This is a genomic window from Dehalococcoidia bacterium, assembly GCA_025060295.1.
In the GTDB taxonomy this organism is placed as follows: Bacteria; Chloroflexota; Dehalococcoidia; order Lucifugimonadales; family HRBIN23; genus HRBIN23.
Genome location: JANXCH010000004.1, coordinates 16,596 through 36,495, shown reverse-complemented (window position 1 = coordinate 36,495; position 19,900 = coordinate 16,596). Strand labels below are relative to the sequence as shown.

General features: G+C 63.6%; 14 protein-coding genes. 6 read left to right on the top strand and 8 right to left on the bottom strand.

Features of this window, described 5'->3' with window-relative positions:
* Positions 1-2: 2 nt before the first annotated feature.
* From NZ951_02805 to NZ951_02795, 3 genes are all read right to left on the bottom strand, one after another.
* On the bottom strand, positions 3-2,183 hold the full coding sequence (locus NZ951_02805) for a DNA translocase FtsK (GenBank protein ID MCS7206849.1): 2,181 nt from the start codon (positions 2,181-2,183) through the stop codon (positions 3-5).
* A 93-nt stretch (positions 2,184-2,276) separates the two neighbouring features.
* Entirely contained in the window at positions 2,277-3,932 is a 1,656-nt protein-coding gene (locus NZ951_02800; GenBank protein ID MCS7206848.1) for a ribonuclease J, read from the bottom strand.
* A gap of 5 nt (positions 3,933-3,937) precedes the next feature.
* Positions 3,938-4,546, bottom strand: coding sequence for a uracil-DNA glycosylase (locus NZ951_02795; GenBank protein ID MCS7206847.1), 609 nt, complete (start codon positions 4,544-4,546; stop codon positions 3,938-3,940).
* Between the two features lie 64 nt (positions 4,547-4,610).
* Here NZ951_02795 and mazG point away from each other — a divergent pair, with 64 nt between their 5' ends.
* The 3 genes from mazG to pheS are packed head-to-tail and all read left to right on the top strand — an operon-like array spanning position 4,611 to position 7,791.
* Positions 4,611-5,390 (top strand): nucleoside triphosphate pyrophosphohydrolase, encoded by a 780-nt coding sequence (mazG, locus tag NZ951_02790; protein MCS7206846.1) that lies wholly within the window; start codon positions 4,611-4,613, stop codon positions 5,388-5,390.
* 50 nt (positions 5,391-5,440) lie between these two features.
* Positions 5,441-6,727 carry a serine hydroxymethyltransferase gene (locus tag NZ951_02785; protein ID MCS7206845.1) on the top strand — a complete coding sequence of 429 codons (1,287 nt, stop codon included), beginning with the start codon at positions 5,441-5,443 and terminating at the stop codon, positions 6,725-6,727.
* 8 nt (positions 6,728-6,735) lie between these two features.
* Positions 6,736-7,791 (top strand): phenylalanine--tRNA ligase subunit alpha, encoded by a 1,056-nt coding sequence (gene pheS, locus NZ951_02780; GenBank protein MCS7206844.1) that lies wholly within the window; start codon positions 6,736-6,738, stop codon positions 7,789-7,791.
* A 29-nt stretch (positions 7,792-7,820) separates the two neighbouring features.
* Here the strand turns inward: pheS and sppA are convergent, their stop codons facing one another.
* Positions 7,821-8,633 carry a signal peptide peptidase SppA gene (gene sppA / locus NZ951_02775; protein ID MCS7206843.1) on the bottom strand — a complete coding sequence of 271 codons (813 nt, stop codon included), beginning with the start codon at positions 8,631-8,633 and terminating at the stop codon, positions 7,821-7,823.
* Between the two features lie 79 nt (positions 8,634-8,712).
* On the opposite strand from sppA, the gene NZ951_02770 reads away from it, so the two are divergent.
* On the top strand, positions 8,713-9,057 hold the full coding sequence (locus NZ951_02770; protein ID MCS7206842.1) for a hypothetical protein: 345 nt from the start codon (positions 8,713-8,715) through the stop codon (positions 9,055-9,057).
* 245 nt (positions 9,058-9,302) lie between these two features.
* On the opposite strand, the gene NZ951_02765 is transcribed toward NZ951_02770, so the two are convergent.
* The 4 genes from NZ951_02765 to ppsA all read right to left on the bottom strand — a co-directional run bounded on the left by NZ951_02765 (position 9,303) and on the right by ppsA (position 16,575).
* Entirely contained in the window at positions 9,303-9,482 is a 180-nt protein-coding gene (locus tag NZ951_02765) for a hypothetical protein (protein ID MCS7206841.1), read from the bottom strand.
* Positions 9,483-10,389: 907 nt separating this feature from the next.
* Positions 10,390-11,361, bottom strand: coding sequence for a site-specific DNA-methyltransferase (locus NZ951_02760; protein ID MCS7206840.1), 972 nt, complete (start codon positions 11,359-11,361; stop codon positions 10,390-10,392).
* Positions 11,362-11,427: 66 nt separating this feature from the next.
* The gene (gene polA, locus NZ951_02755; protein ID MCS7206839.1) at positions 11,428-14,199 is read right to left on the bottom strand and encodes a DNA polymerase I; all 2,772 of its coding nucleotides are present in this window, start codon (positions 14,197-14,199) and stop codon (positions 11,428-11,430) included.
* Between the two features lie 93 nt (positions 14,200-14,292).
* The gene (gene ppsA, locus NZ951_02750) at positions 14,293-16,575 is read right to left on the bottom strand and encodes a phosphoenolpyruvate synthase (protein ID MCS7206838.1); all 2,283 of its coding nucleotides are present in this window, start codon (positions 16,573-16,575) and stop codon (positions 14,293-14,295) included.
* A gap of 267 nt (positions 16,576-16,842) precedes the next feature.
* Here ppsA and NZ951_02745 point away from each other — a divergent pair, with 267 nt between their 5' ends.
* Entirely contained in the window at positions 16,843-19,287 is a 2,445-nt protein-coding gene (locus tag NZ951_02745) for an AAA family ATPase (protein ID MCS7206837.1), read from the top strand.
* A gap of 48 nt (positions 19,288-19,335) precedes the next feature.
* Positions 19,336-19,896: a cob(I)yrinic acid a,c-diamide adenosyltransferase gene (locus NZ951_02740; protein MCS7206836.1), complete on the top strand. Its 561-nt coding sequence runs from the start codon at positions 19,336-19,338 to the stop codon at positions 19,894-19,896.
* Positions 19,897-19,900 lie beyond the last annotated feature (4 nt).

Below are 19,900 nucleotides of genomic sequence, written 5' to 3'. Positions count from 1 at the left end.
CTTTACTGACCCTCCTCGTCCTCTTCCCCGCGCTGGGGGCGGCCAGAGGATGCCTCGGCTGTGCCCTCCTCCTGCAAGCGTTCCAGGAGGCGGGCCGCGCGGGGATAGCCGATGCCCAGTTTGCGTTGCAGGAGCGCCACGGAGAGGCGTCCGTGTTTCTGGGCCAACGCCCGCGCCCGCTCCAGGAGGTCGTCCTCATCCTCCTCCGCCACCACCAGGTCCAGAGGCGGCACGGGCATACCCTTCTGGGAGCGCCAATGCTCCACCAGGTGGGTAACCTCATCATCGGAGACATAGACCCCTTGCAGGCGCTTGGGTTTGGGCAGGTGCACTGGGAGGAACAGCATATCCCCCTTACCCAGCAGTTTCTCGGCCCCTGCCCCGTCCAAGATGGTGCGGGAGTCCACCTGGGAGGAGACGGCGAAACTGATACGGCTGGGGAAGTTGGCTTTGATAAGGCCGGTGATGACATCCACCGAGGGGCGCTGGGTGGCCACAATGAGGTGGATGCCCACCGCCCGCCCCAACTGGGCCAGCCGGCACAGGCTCTGTTCCACATCCACCGGGGCCGACATCATCAAATCGGCCAGTTCGTCGATGACCACCACCAGGTAGGGCATCTTCTCTTGGGGGGTCTTGATTTTGCTGTTGAACCCCTGGATATTGCGCACCCCCGCCGTCTCCAGGCGCTTGTAGCGCTCCTTCATCTCGTGGATGAGGGCGCGCAACAGGGGCACCACCTCCTCGCTCTCTACCACCACGGGGCGCACCAGGTGGGGGATGCCGTTGTAGGGGGTCAGCTCCACCCGCTTGGGGTCGGTGAGGAGCAGCCGCAGGTCATAGGGGGTGAACTGCATCAGCAGACAGCACAGGATGGCGTTGATGCACACGCTTTTCCCGCTGCCTGTGGCCCCGGCGATGAGCAGGTGCGGCATATCGGTCAGGTCGGTAACCACCACCTCACCCCCACTCCCCTTGCCCAAGGCGATGGGGAGGTGCCCCTTGCGCTGGGCCTGGCGGAACTCTTCGCTCTCCATCACCGACCGCAGGGTTACCACCGAGGGTTTGCTGTTGGGCACCTCCAGGCCGATGAAGGATTCCCCCGGCACGGGGGCCTCAAAGCGGATACTGGGGGCGGCCAAAGCCATCGCTAAGTCCTTCTCCCGTTGCAGGATGGTATCCACCTTCACCCGTGTCTTCTGTTCCACCTGGGTGATGACGGGGCGGCCGTTCTTATCCAGTTTGGGGCGACCGTCTTTATCCCGTTCCCGCACCTCCCGCACCTTGCGCACCCACCCCGGCACCAGCCCGAACTGGGTAACCACGGGGCCAGGCCGAATTTCCTCTACCGTTACCTCAATGTTGTATTGCGCCAAGGTCTCTTCAATAAGACGGGCTTTCTCTAGATTTTCCTCGTCGGAGACGGTGTGTTCCTCCCGCTGGGCCAGCACACTCAGGGGGGGCAGTTTCCAGCCTCCCAAGGCGTGGCTGGAGCGGTGCACTGCGGGGCCAACCTCCTCTGGGGTCGCCGTAGAGGCTTCCTCTGTGGGGGCGGGGGAGCGGCTAGGACGTGGCTCCCGCACGGGTGGGGGAATGCTTGACGCCACCTCCCACAAGGGCACCTGCTCCTTGCGCCCCCAGCGCCTCCAGCTCCGCCAGGGGAGACGGGCCAAAGCCAGGCTTGCCTGCCACAGGATCCGGTGCACAGGCCAACGGCGATAGGCCCGTGCCCCCCGGAGCATACTTCGCCAGGCGCATCGCCACCCCCAGCGCGCCCCTTGCCAGGTCCAGCGTGGGAAGGCGAGAGCAGTGGCGACCACCAGTACTCCCAGCAGGCGGGGGATGCCTGTCCACAGGGAACCGCCGGCGACCCATGCGCCCAGGTGGCCTCCCCATCCCTGGTGATACAGGGACAGCGCCCCAGCCCCTGCAATTACCATAACGAGAAGCGCCAGCCAAAGGTTCACCCGTCGGAGCCAGCGGGGGCGCAGGCCCACTACCGTCAGGACGGCTCCCCACCACACGACTACCCCCACCCAAGCAAACACTACATACTCCCACACCAGGGCCAGAAGCCCAGCCCCGGTCAGGAACAAAAAGCCCAACAGGCCGGCCTTGATGAGGGCGGGGTGGGAACGGGCAGAAGGGGATGGTTGCGCACGCACCGAGGCCTTGCTGGTCATGGCATCTACCTCCCTGGCCCACGCAGGGCCACAGGGTGTTGCGGAGGGGGGCCCATCGGGAACCCCTCTACTGGGGGCGTCTGAGCCCCGCCATTATACCGTAATGGTAACGGGCAACACCATAGGGCGGCGGCGGGTCTCGTGATAAAGGAATTCCTCCAGAATTTCCTTGGCTTTGGCGGAAAGATAGCCCCACTCTGCGGGAATGGCGCGTCGGCTATCCAGGGCTTCCTGGAGGGCCTGGGCGGCCCGCCCCAGCACCACGGACGCCTCCTGGGGATCTACGAAGCCGGAGGAGGTGAGGTCAGGGGGGCGCACCAGACGCCCCGTGGTGCGGTCCACCGTGAGCACGGCCACCACCACCCCATCCCGAGAGAGCAGATGGCGGTCGCGTAACACCACGCTCTCCGGCTCCCACAGGCGCAGGCCGTCGACATAAATATGCCCGCAAGGGATACGCTCCACCTTCTGCCCCCCGTCGGCAGTCAGTTCCAGCACATCCCCATTCTCCAAGACGAACACATTCTCGGGTGCAACGCCCATGCTCTTGGCCAACTGGGCGTGGGCCACCAGGTGGCGATACTCCCCGTGCACGGGCACAAAGTAGCGGGGGCGCATCAGGCGGAGCATCAGTTTCAGCTCCTCTTGGGCGGCGTGGCCGTGCACGTGCACCAGGGCGTTGCGGTGGTAGAGCACCCGCGCCCCCTGCCGACACAGGTTGTCTATGGTGCGACTGATGACCGTCTCGTTGCCGGGAATGGGAGAGGCGGACATCACAATGGTATCGCCGGGGAGCACCTCAATCTCCCGATGGTCGCGGTTGGCGATACGCACCAGGGCGGAGGTCGGTTCGCCTTGCGTGCCCGTGGTTACGATGACCACCTGTTCCGGGGGCAGGGTGCGGATGGTGGACCAGGGCTGGAGGACCCCGGGCTTGGGCTTCAAATAGCCCATCTTCAAAGCCAACTGCACGGTTTCGGCCATACTGCGCCCCACCACTGCCACCTTGCGCTTGTGTTTGGCCGCCGCGTCCAACACCTGTTGCACCCGCGAGATCAAGGAGGCGAAGGTGGCCACCATCACCCGCCCCGGCGCCTCCCCGATGATGTGATCCAGGTTCTCTGTGAGCACCCGCTCGGACGGGGTATACCCCGGCACTTCGGCGTAGGTGGAATCGGCCAGCATCAGGAAGATGCCCCGGCGCGCATACCCTGCCAGCACCGAGAAGTCGGTGGGGGCACCGTGCACAGGGGTGTGGTCGATCTTGAAGTCGCCGGTGTGGAACACCAAGCCCAAAGGCGTCTCCAGCACGATGCCCATGGCATCGGGGATGCTGTGGCAGACGGGGAAGAACTCGGCCGTCAGGCGTCCCAGGTGCACCGGGCGCAGAGGCTCCACCTTGTGCAAGGGGACCTTTGGGGACAGGTGGTGCTCTTTCAGCTTGATGCCGATGAGACCATGCGCCAGCCCCACCGCATAGACGGGCACCGGGAGGCGGTTGAGCACATAGGGCAGGGCACCCGTGTGGTCTTCGTGGCCGTGGGTGATTAGAATGCCTCGCACCTTCTCCTTGCGCTGAAGGAGATAGGAGATGTCGGGAATGACCAGGTCCACCCCCAGCATGTCCTCCTCGGGGAACATCACCCCTGCGTCGATGACCACGATGTCCTCGCCCACCTCCAGGGCGAGCATGTTCTTCCCGATTTCTCCCAACCCCCCAAGGGGGATAACGCGCAGGGTGGTGGTCATCGGTCCTAGAACAGGCTTAGTTGCTGAGGGGGAGGCTCGGCCGAGGGCACCTGAGCCAGCCCCTGCTGCACTTGCCGAATCAGTTCGGGGAGGAGGCGGATGTCCTGCTCTAACACGGGGCGCAGGCCCTGGTAGTGCAGGGCGGCCGCCGGGTGATACATAGGGAACAGGATCCCTTCGGGGATTCTGCGGGGCTTGCCGTGCACTTTGGAGATGGACTCCTTGGGCGCAAAGCGGGCCAGGGAGTACCGTCCCAAGGTCACAATGATCTTGGGGCGCAGGAGGGCAATTTGCTCGTCCAGGTACTTTTTACAGGCCTCGATCTCCCCGGGCAGGGGGTCGCGGTTGTCCGGGGGGCGACACTTCACCACATTGGTGATGTAGACCTCACTGCGTTTGATGCCCACCGAGGCCAGCAGTTCCTCCAGGAATCGCCCCGCTGGCCCCACGAAGGGCCTGCCCTCCTGGTCTTCGTGGTAGCCTGGCGCCTCCCCGATGCACATGATCAGGGGGGTGTCAGGCCCCTCGCCGGGGACGGCCTGGGTGCGGGTGCGGGCCAGGGGGCAATCCTGGCAGGCGCGGATGCGCTGGGCCAAAGCCTCCAGAGGGGTCATCTCCCCTTTAGTGTAGCACGCCCTGTCAATCGCTTAGGCTATGATAGGGCGTGAAAGGAGTGCCATGACCTCTGGTGTTGGCGACCTCACCAAGTTGGAGACCTTGCGGGCTATCCTGGCTCGTCTGCGGGGGCCCGAGGGGTGCCCGTGGGACCGGGAGCAGACCCCTCAATCCCTGCGCCGTGCCCTGCTGGAGGAGTGCTACGAATCCCTGGAAGCCCTGGACAGCGGGGACGAGAAGCGCCTGGTGGAGGAACTGGGCGACCTGCTCATTCACATCGCTTTCCACTGTCAGATGGGGGAGGAACGGGGGGCCTTCCGCTGGGAGGATGTTCTGCGCCAGGTGAACACCAAACTGATTCGTCGCCACCCCCATGTGTTCGGGGACGCCCAGGCCCACACCGCCCGCCAGGTAGAGGAGCAGTGGGAGCGCATCAAGAAGGCCGAAAAGCCCCAGGCATCTCTCCTGGACGGCCTCCCCAAAGACCTCCCGGCTTTGGCGGCGGCCCAGGCCATCTCCCAGCGGGTGGCGCGCGTGGGGTTCGAGTGGCCCACCCTGGAGAGCCTCCTCCAGAAGGTGCACGAGGAACTGGCCGAGGTGCAGAAGGCCTCTACGCCCCAGGAGCGGGAACGGGAGGTAGGTGATCTGCTGTTCACCATTGTCAACCTGGCCCGCTGGCTGGGGGTGGACGCCGAAAGCGCCCTGCGCACCGCCAACGCCCGCTTCCGTCGCCGCTGGCAGGCTATAGAGGAGACCTGTCGCACGCAGGGGTGGGACTTCTCCGCTCTCCCTCCGGAGCAGAAGGAGGTCCTCTGGCAACGGGCTAAAGAGGCCGTCGGGTGAGGTGGTATCCTAACCGTTGAGGGGGTGTTATCCCCCAGGAAAGGAGCACCATGGTCGTTGCCCCCGTTGCACCACCCGCCATCCTGCGAGCCGACCCCGAGGTGGCCGAGGCCATCCGCCGCGAAGTGGAGCGCCAGACCACCTCCCTTGTCCTCATCGCCTCGGAGAACTACACGAGCCGTGCCGTGCTGGAGGCCATGGGCACGGTGCTCACCAACAAGTATGCTGAAGGCTATCCCGGCCGCCGCTACTACGGGGGGTGTGAGTTTGTGGACCAGGTGGAGGGCTTGGCCATAGAGCGGGCCAAGCGCCTATTTGGAGCCGAGCACGCCAACGTCCAACCCCACTCGGGCACCCAGGCCAATATGGCTGCCTACTCTGCCCTCTGCGAGCCCGGCGACACCATTCTGGGCATGCGCTTGGATATGGGCGGCCACCTGTCCCACGGTAGCCCTGTCAACTTCTCGGGCAAACTCTACAAGTTTGTGGCCTACGGCGTGGACAGGGAGACGGAGACCATCGACTTCGCTGAGGTGGAGCGCCTGGCGAAGGAGCACCGCCCTAAGGTCATCGTGACGGGCTACACCGCCTACTCCCGCACCATTGACTTTGCCCGCTTCCGCGCCATTGCCGACCTGGTGGGGGCGAAACTGGTGGCCGATATCGCCCACATTGCGGGCCTGGTGGCGGGCGGGGTGCATCCCTCGCCCCTCCCCTACGCTCATGTGGTAACCTCCACCACCCACAAGACCCTGCGGGGGCCCCGCAGCGCCGTGATTCTCTCCACGGCAGACCTGGCTCAGGCGGTGGACCGCGCTGTGTTCCCCCAGACGCAAGGGGGGCCCTTTATGCACATCATTGCGGCGAAGGCCGTCTGCTTTGGGGAGGCGCTGCACCCAGGCTTCGCCCGCTATGCCCAGCGCATCGTGGAAAACGCCCGTGCCCTGGCCGAGGCGCTCCGCCAGGGGGGCCTGCGCATCGTCTCGGGCGGAACAGACAACCACCTCTTCCTCGTAGACCTGACGCCCATCGGTCTGACGGGGCGGCAAGCGGAGGAGGCCCTGGGACGGGCGGGCATCTATGTCAACCGCAACGCCATCCCCTATGACCCCAAGCCCCCGCGGGTCACCAGTGGCCTGCGCATAGGTACCCCCGCTGTTACCAGCCGGGGCATGGGCGTAGGGGAGATGCGGGCCATCGCCTCCCTAATTCTGCGGGTGCTGGCCCACCCGGGCGATGCGCGGGTGGAATCCCAAGTGCGGGAAGAGGTGCGCCACCTGACGGAGCGTTTCCCCGTGCCGGGGGTAACGGTGGACAAGGGGTGGCCGTGGGAGTAGGAGGGTAGATGAGCACTCCGACTCTCCTAGAGCACCTCCAATCCCTGCACAAAGAGGCCCTGCAGGCGTTAGAACAAGCCTCCACCCTGGATGCCCTGGAGGCGTGGCGCATCACCTACTTGGGACGCAAGGACGGGAAACTCACCCAGGTCCTGCGTGCCCTGCCCACCTTGCCCCTGGAGGTGCGCCGTGAAGTGGGGCGCGTGGGCAACGCCCTCAAAGACCTTTTGGAAGAGCGCTACGCCCAACGCCTGGAGGCCTTGAAGGCCCAAGAGGTGGCCCGCAAGGCTCAAGCGGGCTGGGATGTCACTCTGCCGGGGCGTCCCGTCGTGCGGGGCAGGCTGCACCCCACCACCCGCATCGTCCAGGAAATTTGCCAGGCCTTCGTCGCTATGGGCTTCCAGGTGGTGGAAGGCCCCGAGGTGGAGTGGGACCGCTACAACTTTGCGCTGTTGAACATCCCCCAAGACCACCCGGCGCGGGACATGTGGAACACCCTGTGGGTGGACTATGTTACGCCTACGGGGGAACGCCCCATGCTCCTGCGCACCCACACCTCCCCCATGCAGGCGCGCATTATGGAGCGCATGCGCCCCCCTATTCGGGTGGTGGTGCCGGGCAAGTGCTACCGCTACGAGGCCACCGACGCCACCCACGAGTGGCACTTCTTCCAGATTGAGGGGCTGGCGGTGGACGAGGGGATCACCTTCGCCGACCTGAAAGGCACCCTGTACGAGTTCGCCCGACGCATCTTTGGCCCTGACCGGCGCATACGTTTCCGCTGCGACTACTTCCCCTTCGTGGAGCCGGGCGTGGATATGGCTATAGACTGCTTCGCCTGCAAGGGGGGGGGATGCCGCATCTGCAAGGGGAGCGGGTGGATCGAGATTATGGGGGCGGGGATGGTGCATCCCCGTGTGCTGGAGATGGTGGGCTACGATAGCCAAAAGTACACGGGCTTCGCCTTCGGGATGGGGCCCGAGCGCATCGCCATGCTCAAGTGGGGGATAGAGGACATCCGCCTGTTCTACGCTAACGACCTGCGCTTCCTGCGCCAGTTTTAGGGGGAGCAGCCGAGAGGGGCGTAAGCCCTTTATATTTGCCACGGCCAGCGGAACTGGGGCAAGGCACTCTGCCACAGGCGCGCCTCCAGGGCGCTCCAGAGCCCCTCAACCAGGGCATCCCCCGCTGGCTGGAGGAGGCGGGCCAGCAACGGCCTGTGGGGGCGCAACGTGATCACCCTGCGGCGAATCCCCGCCATCTGGGCCGCCTTCTCCAGGGCCTGCTCCTGGTCGCCCACTGCGTCAATGAGCCCTAACTCCTTCCCCCGCGCCGCCAAAAAGGTCTCCCCCGTGGCCACCTCCCGCACCCGCTCCGGGGCCATCTTCCGCCCCTCGGCCACCACACTCACAAACAGGTTGTAGAAGTCGTCCACCAGGCTTTGCAGTTTGGCCCGCTCCTCGGCGGTGGGAGGTCGCCAGGGTGCGCCCATGTCCTTGAGCCGGCCCCCTTTATAGACGCCCACCTGGACCCCCCAGCGCTGCAACAGGGCCTCCACCACGGGATGGAGGGAGAGCACCCCGATGGAGCCCACCACGGCCGCCGGCGACGCCACAATGTAGTGGGCACCGCAGGCGATGTAATAGGCCCCCGAGGCCCCCACCTCCCGGATGAAGGCCACCACCGGCTTGTTCTGGGCGATGGCCTTCACCTGACGGTAGAGGTAATCGGATGCCCCCGCTGAGCCACCGGGCGAGTTGATATCCAACACCAGCCCGCGTATCCAACGCACCCGCCGCACCGCTTCCAGAAGGGGCTCCAGCTGCGTGGGACGCACCCCGCCACCAATGGTGCCGTGCACTTCGATGAGCGCGATGCGTCCGATGCGGGGGCGAAGGAACAGCATGGGAGCACCTCCTGGCCACCCTTGCCCCTAGTATACAATGAAGGGGAGTGCATCCCACGACAGAGCGAAGGAGATTTCGGTGAAGCGACTGCGTGTGTTCTGGCGCAACAGCCCCCGCGACCTGGATGTCCTGCAGGTGGTGGAGCACATTCGCTTCGGCCCCGACGGAGAGGAGGTGCTCACCACCGACCAGGGGGCCGAGGTGATTCGGGCTATGTCCCGGGAGTTTGCCGAGGACTTCTGGATTGACGAGTTCCAGACCATAGACCCCCACCAGGCGGTGGACTACCTTCGGCAGCATGTGCCTGCCCAGGAGTTCGGGGGTCTTCTGCGGCGTCTCATCGCCCTGGTGAGCAAGGAGGACGAGGCCACCGCCCAGGAGCTGTTTGAGCAGTGGGAGGCCACCCTCAAGCGCCAGGGGTAGGCCCCCTACAGGCTGAGCAGGGAGGAAGTAGAGGCGAAAAATCGACCTGGCCCCCACGCTCATGCGAGGGCCGTGCTCCCAAGCCAGACGCATAGGGCGGTTGTGCGCGTCGTACAAGCCTTTAGGAAGCCCCCCCGCAAATCTTTAGATTGTATAGTGATCAAGAAAACCTAATAGGAACAATGGAGGGGCGCTAGAGAGTTCTATCTTCTGCGCTCGCCCTAGTGTGTGCACCATATCTACCTTCAGAACTCTAACCTCTTTTTGTCCGTCTGGAAATCCAAAAGATATTTGATAGCATCGGTAACTGTTCTAAAGGAGCCGACAAGCAACTGCTGTTGGCTGGTGCGAATGAGCACCTCTACATCGGCGATGCGCCCGGCAATTGCCGTGGGGCCGAGGAGAGCCGGCTCTACAGACAGCACAACGGCGCGTTCAACAGGGGCAATAAGAGCCCGTCCTATAGCCCTGCGCGTTGCAGGATGTAGCCTTTGGTAAGTGCGCCAGGATTCTTTAGCGGTTGAACGGTTTTTCTCGTCCCAGGCGAACTGAATATCATATTTGCGAAGGACGCTAACAAGATGATCAAACAGAATTTCGTGCACCTCTATACCAGAAGCGGAGATGAATTCCTTGGAAGGGGCACTCCAGTTACCTGCCAAAATAGCCAGGGATTTTCGGATGGTCGGAAAGGCACGCCGCAGGGCAAGATGAGCAACAACGAGTCGACTGGCCTTATCCCAGTTGTGTTTCTTATAGCGTAGATATTTAGGTTCTACAAGGACAATGGGACGATTCTATCTATCACAGACAACGATATCAATTTGATGGGTGCTCCCCGTACGATTGCGCAGTCGTTGAGGGGCAGCATGATAGCGCCATTTCCGTGCTAGAGCGTCGATGGTTGCTCTGAGGTGTTCTTCAATGAGTTTCCCTACGGCTTCCCCTAGTGCACTAGCAGGGTCGGCGATCCGAGGCATACCCACTCTCTATTTTGTTATCGTCAAAACGCACTCTTTGAGGGGAACTTTATGGCGTTGGGGATTGTGGGCCCATTTGTCGCCACGCGTGCGCAGCAATTCAACCTTATAGGAGGAGTAGCCCAATCCCTTTGCGAGTTCACCCAGGTATATCTCTGTAGGGATGTGCACACCGTAGGGTGCCGAATCGCCTAATACGAGAACGAAGTCATGTCCAGGCTTCAGGACATCATATATACGGCGGAGGACGAGGAACATGTCATTGAAGTAGCCGATGATCATCAGATCGTAGCGCTTCTTGCCGCCTTTTGTGACGCGGATACGGGCCAGTTGTTGAACGCGTTCATTCAGGTCAGCATAGACCAGTGGTGCTATGTGTTTTATATCGGGTCGTAGCACTCGTACCTGACTCTGCGTTATTTCCTGTGATTTGTGTTGTGGCGGCAGTAATTAGGCGCGCGCGGACATTCTGAGTAATGTCACGCCAACTGGATGCCCATCCGAAGAAATACATCTCGAGGCGTGTGCGATCGGCGTAGTCGTAGTTGTTGAGATAGGGTGGTGAAGTGATGACCAGGTCAATGGAAGAGGGGGGGATGGTAGGGTGGTGGTCGCGCGCATCGCCTTGGATAAGAAGGCATTGCGTATCCTGTGGCACGGCGCGAGCGGTAATATAAAGAAGGTCTTGGTACATTTGCCCAACAAGGCGGTAAAAAGTAGAAAAGGCTTCCTGTTCGTGTTTCTCGTGATACCGAGAAGGGGCTATATAGGGCCATCCTGCTCCGGCACGGGACGCCAAGCGAAGAGTTGCAGTGAGTGCAAGGCGCAATAAATCCTTTGTATGCTCATCAGACGCAAAACGCTCTATGGTGTCTCGTAAAAAAACTAATTTAGACAAGTTATCTTGGGAGAAACATTTATGTACTAAAGGGGGCAGAGATTTGGTATCCGCAAATGAGACTTGTCCATGATTTATCCCTTCCAGAACCGAACGCCAAAAGCGCTCAATGTCAGCATGCAAATTGGATAAATCAAATTCCCAATAAAGTTTCGTTTTCGCCACCCAATACACAAAGGGGTGTGCTTCAATACCTATGGAGTTGATGCCCAACTGCTTGAGGGTAACACAAGTTGTGCCGCATCCCACGAAAGGGTCTAAAACCCATGACGATGCGGCAAGCCTGTATTCTTTCGCTTTCGCTTCAATAAACTTATAGGAATACCCAGCAGGGTATTGAAACCATCTGTGTACAGGTGCTCTGAGACTGTCCTTGAATGTGCCGTAATCTTTTACTTGGACTCGAGATTCCTGTTGGGTAAGCACAGTTCCCCCTACAGTGATGCATCATTCTCCTATAATACAGGTGCGGGTGTTGTCAAGGCAATTCCCCTACTCCCACTCCCCCCAGGTCTCCCCCACCGTGATGGACACTACCAAAGGCACGGCCAAAGGCAGGGCGGTAGGCATAATCTCCTGAATGATGCCCTTCAGAGGCTCTATCTCCTCCGGCGGGGCCTCCCACACCAGTTCGTCGTGCACTTGCAGGAGCATCCGCGCCCGCATCTTCAGGGCGTCCATCCGCTCCTGCAGGCGAATCATCGCCACCTTGATGATCTCCGCCGCCGTGCCCTGCACGGGCATATTGATGGCCTCCCGTTCGGCAGCGGCCCGCGTCTGCCGGTTGGGGGAGTTGATCTCGGGGATAGCCCGTCGCCGCCCCAGCAAGGTCTCCACATAGCCCTGGCGGCGGGCCTTCTCCAGGGTCTCTTCAATGTAACGGCGTACGCCGGGATAGCGCCCCAAGTAGTTCTCGATGAACCGCGCCCCCTCCTCGGGCGTGGACTTTATCTCCTGGGCCACTCCAAAGGGCGAAAGGCCGTAAATCACCCCAAAGTTCAGCACCTTGGCCACCCGCCTCTGCTCGGGCGTTACCTGCTCCATCGGCACCCCGAACACCTGGGAGGCGGTGAAGGCGTGGATATCTTTCCCCTGGAAAAACGCCTCCATCAGCGCCGGGTCGCGGGAGAGGTGGGCCAAGACGCGCAGTTCGATTTGGGAATAGTCGGCCCCCACCAGTTTCCAGCCCCGCTCCCCAGGGATGAACGCCCGCCGAATGTGGCGCCCTATTTCGGAGCGGATGGGGATGTTCTGCAGGTTCGGCTCGCTGGAGGAGATGCGCCCGGTAATCACCCCCGCCTGATTGTAACTGGTGTGGATACGCCCCGTGCGCGGGTTGACCATCTCGGGCAAAGCATCCACATAGGTGGACTTCAGTTTAGCCAGTTCCCGATACTTCAGCACCAGGTCAATGACGGGGTGAGCACCCCGTAACCCCTCGAGCACCGACGCCTCGGTGGAGTAGGCCCCCGTGGGGGTGCGCTTGCCCCGCCCCACCCGCAACTCCTCAAAGAGCACCTGCCCCAGTTGGCGGGAGGAGTTGATGTTGAAGGCGTGCCCCACCACCCTGTAGATCTCCTCCTCCAGGTGCTTCAGGTCGTCCCCCAGGCGGCGGGACATCTCCCGCAACAGGGGCACATCCAGGGCGATGCCGTTGACCTGCATGCGCACCAGGACGGGCACCAGGGGCATCTCCACCTCGTGGAACAGGTGGGCGAACCCCTCCTGGCGCAGGCGGGGCTCCAGAGCCTGGTAAAGGCGAAAGGTGGCGTCCGCATCAGCGCAGGCATAGGGGCCCGCCTCGGCCACGGGCACCTGGGCCATATTCCCCTGCTTGGGGCCTGTCCCCAGCAGGGCGGTGATGCGCCTCATCTCCGCCCCCAGCACCTGCATGCACAAATCTTTCAACCCCAGAGCCTTATACCCCAGGAGGTGGGCGGCGATGAGGGTGTCAAAAACCACCCCCTTCACCCATACTCCGTGCGCCGCCAGGGCAGTCATGTCAAAGTTGGCGTTGTGGGCGATTTTGGGGTGTTGGGGGTCTTCCAGCAGGGGGCGTAAGCGGGCGAGGGCCAGGTCGGGGGACAGGTTAGGGCCATCGGTGTGCCCCAGAGGCAGGTAGACAGCGCGCCCCGGCCCCGTGGCAAAGGCCAGCCCCACCAGGGAGGCCCGCATGGGGTCTTTGCTGTCCGTCTCCACATCGAAGGTGAAGGAGGGGGCGTGGATCAACTCCTGCACCAGGGCGTCCAGGGCTTCGGCCGTGCTCACCACCGTATATTCGCCCACCAGGGCCGTCTCGGGCGGGGGTGTGGTGGCAGACACCGTTGGGGCTGAAGCCTCCGCCGGTTGAGGCACGCGGGGCATCAGGCTCACAAACTCTAGTTCCCGGAAGCACTCCAACACCTCCCGCCGGTCGTAGCGCCAGAAGCGGCACGCCTCCAGGTCCAGGCGCAGGGGCACATCGGCGCGCAGGGTGGTCAGGTCCAGCCCCTGCACAACTTGCTCCCGGTGCTCCGCCAGGAGCGCCTGCAGGCGGGGGGGCACCTCCGCTAGGTGCTCGTAGATCCCCTGGATGCTTCCGAACTGGAGCAAAAGGGCGGTGGCCGTCTTCTCCCCGATGCCGGGGACGCCGGGCACATTGTCGGTGGGGTCGCCGATGAGGGCCTTGAGGTGGGGAAGTTGGGCAGGGGAAAGTCCCCCGTAGCGCTCCCGCACCTTGCCCTCGTCAAACAGGGTGCGCTCCTGCAGGCGATAGTGCAGCGCTACCCGCACCCCCGGCCCCACCAGTTGCAAGGTGTCCGTGTCGCCGGTGAGGATGAGCACCTCCAGCCCCTGGGCGCGGGCCTGGGCCGCCAAGGTGGCCAACACATCGTCGGCTTCGTAGCCTGGGGCCTCGTAGATTGGGATGCGGAAGGCCTCCACGATGCGGCGCACCAGGGGGAACTGTTGGGACAGTTCCGGGGGGGCCTTGGGGCGGTGGGCCTTGTAGGCGGCGAAGCGGTTGTGGCGAAAGGTGGGCTCAGGCAGGTCAAAGGCGATGGCACAATGGGTGGGGGCGAAGTCGTGGATAGCTTTCAGGAAGGTGGAGGCGAAGCCATAGGCCCCCCGCACCTCCTGCCCCGTGCTGGAGAGGGTGAGGGGCTTCTGGATGGCGTGCCACGCCCGGTGCACCAGGGCGTGGCCATCCATGAGCATCAGCAGAGGGGCCTCCCGCAACGGAAGGGGAACCTGGGCAGGGGCAGAGCGCCCCGATGCGCGTGGCATAGGATAAAGACCTCGGATAGCCTTTTGGAAGCATTATACCCGCACGGGCAGAATGCCCGTGCCCCTTGCCCGTTGTGCCCCCAGAGGAGGGCCCTACTCCTGCCCGTCTTGGGGTGGGAGAATGCCCAGACGCCGCTCGGCTGCGGCAATGACCTCCCGCGTGCTATCAATCACATCGGGGGAGACGGAAACGGAGGTAATCCCCCAGCGCACCAGTTGCTCGGTGAGGTCCGGGTAGAAGGAGGGGGCCTGCCCACAGATGGACGAGGTGGCCCCGAACTGCTTGGCAACGGCGATGGTGCGCTCCATGCACCACAGGACGGCCGGGTCCCGCTCCTCGAACACGTCCCGCAGGCGGGCGTTGTCCCGGTCGGCCCCCAGCACCAGTTGGGTCAGGTCGTTGGAGCCGATGGAGACGCCGTCAATCCCCACCTTCAGGAACTCCTCCAAGAGGATGACATTGGACGGCACCTCCACCATCATCCACAGCTTCAGGCCGTGCTCGCGGGAGAGGCCCCCTTTCTCCAGCAGGGCTTTCACCTGGGCCAGTTCCTGGGGGGTGCGCACGAAGGGCACCATAACATACAGGTTGTCCCACCGCTCCCGCACCCTGCGGATAGCCTCCACCTCCAAAGCGAACACCTCAGGGTCGTCCACATATCGGCGTGCCCCCCGCCAGCCTAGCATGGGGTTCTCCTCCTCGGGCTCGTAGGCCTTGCCCCCCTCCAGGTTGCGGTACTCGTTGGTCTTCAAATCCGAAAGGCGATACACCACCGGGCGGGGGTAAAAGGCACGGGCGAAGGTTTCCACCCCTTTGGCCAAGTTCTCTGTCCACTCGTGGCCGCGCCCCTGCTCCAAGAGCCAGCGGGGGTGGGAACCCAAGTGGGCGATGATGAACTCCGCCCGCAACAGGCCCACCCCATCCACGGGACGCTGGGCGATGCGGTCGGCTAAGGAGGGGTCTGCCAGGTTGACATAGAGGCGGGTGCGGGTGCGGATGGCGGGGCGCACCTCCACCGCCCGCCGCGCCACCTGGATGATGCCGGCATAGACCTTGCCCAGGGTGCCGTGGACGGTAACCTCCTGTCCGTCGCGGAGTTTGACCAGGGCCCCTTCGGCCCCCACCACACAGGGGAGGCCCATCTCCCGGCTCACGATGGCGGCGTGGCAGGTGCGCCCCCCCTGCTCAGTGACGATGGCCACTGCCCGCTTCATGGCCGGCACATAGTCGGGGGTGGTCATCTCCGCCACCAGCACATCCCCGGGCTGGACGTTGCTCAACTCAGCGTGGGAGCGCACGATGCGCACCGGCCCGCTCCCCACACCCGGGCTGGCGGGGTCGCCCTGCAACAACACGGGGGCGTTGATAAAGGGCTCCACCTCCTCGGCGGCCAGGCGCAGGGTGGTGATGGGGCGGGCCTGCAAAATGTACAGGGTGCCTTTCTCCAGGGCCCACTCGATGTCCACCGGATAGCCGTAGCGGGCCTCCACCCGTGCCCCTAATGCCGCCAGGGCCAGCACCTGCTCCTCGGTGAGTTTGGGGCGGGCTTGCTCCTCGGGGGGCACCTCCACCTTCAGGTTGGCGTCCTCCAAAGTGGGGCCGGGGTTGGGGTTGCGCACCAGTTTCCAGGGCTGGCGGCTAATGCGCACCTGGTCGCGCACGAGGCGAAAGGTGCCCTTGGGGGTGCGTCGCACGGGGTAGAAATCGGGCACCAGGGCCCCGCCCACCACCGCTTCGCCCAGCCCGTAAACTGCCTCGATGACCATCAGGTCCTGCTGGCGGGTCACCGGGTCCACGGTAAACAGCACCCCCGAGACCTCCGACTGGACCATGCGCTGGACGACCACCGCGATAGCCACCTGGAGGTGGTCAAAACGGTGCTCGGCGCGGTAGAAGATGGCCCGCGCCCCGAACAGGGACGCCCAGCACGCTTGCACGGCGTGGAGCACTTGGGCCACCCCCCGCACATTGAGGAAGGTGCTCTGCTGGCCGGCGAAGGACGCCTGGGGCAGGTCCTCGGCGGTGGCCGAGGAGCGCACCGCTACAAAGCCGTCCCCCAGAGCTTGGTAGGCCTCGGCGATCTCCTGTGCTAGGGGGGCGGGGAAGGGCGTCTCCAGAATGAGGCGTTGGGCCTGGCGGGCGACCTCTTGGAGGGCGGCGGAATCGTTGTGGTCTAGGCCGTGCAGAAGCTGTTTCAGGCGCTTCTGCAGGGAGGTGCTTTCCAGGAACTCCCGATAGGCCGCCGCCGAAACGATAAAGCCTGGGGGCACCGGGATACGGGCACGCACCATCTCCCCCAGGCTTGCACCCTTCCCCCCGGCCAGGGCAATCTCCCCCTGGCCGACCTCGTGGAACTGGAGTACCGCACGTGGCATGTAACCCCCTGCCAGAGGGCGCACCTCTCCTACGGGGTAAGACCTCGGGGAGACGCGTGCCCTCCTGCCTGCGCGTTGCTATCTACTGGACCTGGAGCACCCAAGAGGGGGCATGTGTAGGTAGCTTTTAGTATATCGGATCACCAGGGCTTCGGACAAGAAGGCCCATACGGGTCTTTTCTATCAGTCTGCCAGATTTTGCCCAAGGGTGGCGGGGGGTTGTGGCCTGTGCCTCTAGGGGATACACTCTACCCCAGGAGGACCACGATGGCGCGCCTTTTAGCACCTGAGGAACTGCGTGCCGTTTGCTCACCGGCCACTCTAGGCTTCACCTGCACCGACGAACTTGACCCCCTGCCGGGCATTGTCGGGCAACAGAGGGCCGTGGATGCCTTGGAGTTTGGGTTGGGCATTCGCCGTCCCCACTTTCACATCTTCGTGGCCGGCCCGCCCGGCACCGGGAAAACCACCGCCATCCGCACTTTTCTGGAGCAGAGGGCGCGCACAGAGGCGGTACCCAACGATTGGTGCTATGTCTACAACTTTGAAGACCCCTTTCGTCCCCGCTGCCTTTCCCTGCCCCCGGGACGGGGACGGCGCTTCCGCCGCGACATGCGCCAACTCGTGGAGAAGGCGCGTCGGGAAATCCCCAAGGCCTTTGAGGCCGAGGAATACATCTCCCGGCGGGAGCGCATCACCCAGGAGGTCAACCGCCAGCGGGAGGCCCTGTTCACCCGCCTCTCCCAGCATGCTTTGGAGCGGGGCTTCTCCATCCAGGCCACCCCCGTGGGGTTTGTCATTCTCCCCCTGAGCAAGGGACGTCCTCTCACCGACGAGGAGTTCCTGCGCCTGGACCCGGTGGTGCGCGCCGAGTTGCAGAAACGGCGGGAGGAGATTGAACACGCCCTCAAAACCGTCCTTAAGGAGGTGCGCTCCCTGGAGCGCCAAGCCGAGGAGCTGATTCACGCCCTCAACCGGGAGGTGGCCCTCCATGTGGTGGGGGGTATCATCGAAGACCTGATGGAAACCTACGCTGACCTGCCCCAGGTTACCGCTTACCTCCAGGCTGTGCGGGAGGACATGCTCCATAACTTGGAGTACTTCTTCGCCCCCGCCCAACAGCCCTCTGCACCCCAGGCCCCCGTCTCTCCCCAGGAACTGGCCCTGCGCCGCTATGAGGTCAACCTGCTAGTGGACAACAGCACCCTGCAGGGTGCCCCCGTGGTGGTGGAGCATAACCCCAACTACCCCACCCTGTTCGGGCGCCTGGAGAAGGAGGTGATGTACGGCCTGTTGCAGACCGACTTTACCCTCATCAAGCCTGGCGCTCTGCACCACGCCAACGGGGGGTACTTGGTGCTCTCCATGGACGACCTTGTGCGTAACCCCTTCAGTTACGAGAGCCTCAAGCGCGCCCTGTTGAACCGCGAGATCGTCACGGAAGACCTGGTGGAGCACCTGGGTATCGTGGCCACCAAGACCATCCAGCCCCAACCTATCCCCCTAGATGTGAAGGTGATCATTACCGGCAGTCCTTTCCAGTACTATATCCTTTACGCATTGGATGATGAGTTTCGGAAAGTGTTCAAGGTGCGGGCCGATTTTGACTCCCGTATGGACCGCACCCCCGAAACGGAGCGCCTGTACTGTGCTTTCCTGTGCACCCTGGCCAAGCGGGAGGGCCTGCGCCATTTCACGGCGGACGCCGCCGCCAAAATGGTGGAGATGGGTTCCCGCATGGCCGAAGACCAACGCAAACTCTCCGCCCGCTTCGGCGCACTGGCGGACTTGGCTTGGGAGGCCGATTACTGGGCCAAAGTGGATGGCTCCCCTCGGGTGGACGCCGCCCATGTGCTTAAGGCCGTGGAGAAGAAAATCTACCGCTCTAACCTCATAGAGGAGCGCCTGCAGGAGATGATTCAGCGCCAGGTGCTCCTGGTGGAGACGGAGGGGGCCAAAGTGGGGCAGGTGAACGGGTTGTCGGTGGTGTTGCTCGGGGATTACGCTTTTGGGCGTCCCAACCGCATCACCGCCAGCCTGGGCCTGGGGCGGGCCGGCCTGGTGGATATTGAACGGGAGGCACGCCTGGGAGGGCCGATCCATACCAAAGGGGTGCTTATCCTCGCCGGGTATCTGATGCATCGCTTCTCCCAGGACAAGCCCCTGACCCTTTCGGCGCGCCTGGTGTTTGAGCAGAGTTACGAAATGGTGGACGGGGACAGCGCTTCCTCCGCCGAACTGTATGCCCTCCTCTCGGCCCTGGCCGACCTGCCCATCAAGCAGGGCATTGCCGTTACTGGCTCCGTCAACCAGCGGGGGGAGGTGCAGGCTGTGGGGGGCGTCAACGAGAAGATTGAGGGCTTCTTCTATACTTGCCGCCTACGGGGCCTCACGGGGGAGCAGGGCGTTATCATCCCCGAGGCCAATGTGCAACACCTGATGCTGAAGGAGGAGGTGGTGGAGGCGGTGCGCCAGGGGAAGTTTCACATCTGGGCGGTGCGCACGGTGGACGAGGGCATTAGCATCCTGACCGGAGTGCCCGCCGGGGAGCGGGGGGCCGATGGCTCCTTCCCCCCCGATACCGTCAACGGGCGGGTGGATAAGCGCCTGCGGGAGATGAATAAGGCCCTGACGGCCGTCTCCGCCGACGGCGGCCGCCCCTCCGAGGCTGTGGGGGCACCTGCCGAGACCCAGAACCCTTCCCCGTCCTAATCCGAGAGACAAGGCTCCTCTGCCAGACCGTGCTATCATGAAACAGTCATGCCCTTCAAGCGCGTCCACTACGGCGACCAGGGGGAGACCTCGCTCCTGTATGGGGGGCGGGTCTCCAAGGCCGACCCCCGAGTGGAAGCGTACGGGAGCACCGATGAGGCGGTGTCGGCCCTGGGGATGGCCCGTGCCCTCTGCCAGGACGCCTGGGTGAAGGAGGTGCTCCTGGAGGTCCAGCGCGCCTTGTTCACCGTCGGGGGGGAACTGGCCACTGATGTCCCGTCCTATCCCCAGTTCACCCGCCACTTTCGCCCCATAACCCCCGAGCACACCGCCCGCCTCGACGCCCTCATCGCCCAGTTGGATAGCCAACTCACCTTGCCCAACGCCTTCATCATTCCTGGGGGGTCGCCGGGCTCGGCGGCCTTGGATATGGCCCGCGCCGTTCTGCGGCGCGCCGAACGGCGCATTGTGGACCTGCACCGGCAGGGCCTGTTGGCCAACCCCGAAGTGCTCCGCTTCGTCAACCGTGCCAGCGACCTGCTGTTCCTGCTGGCCCGTTGGGAGGACCGCGCCCTCCCGCCGGAAGTGGTCACGGGACAAAGGGTATAGGAGA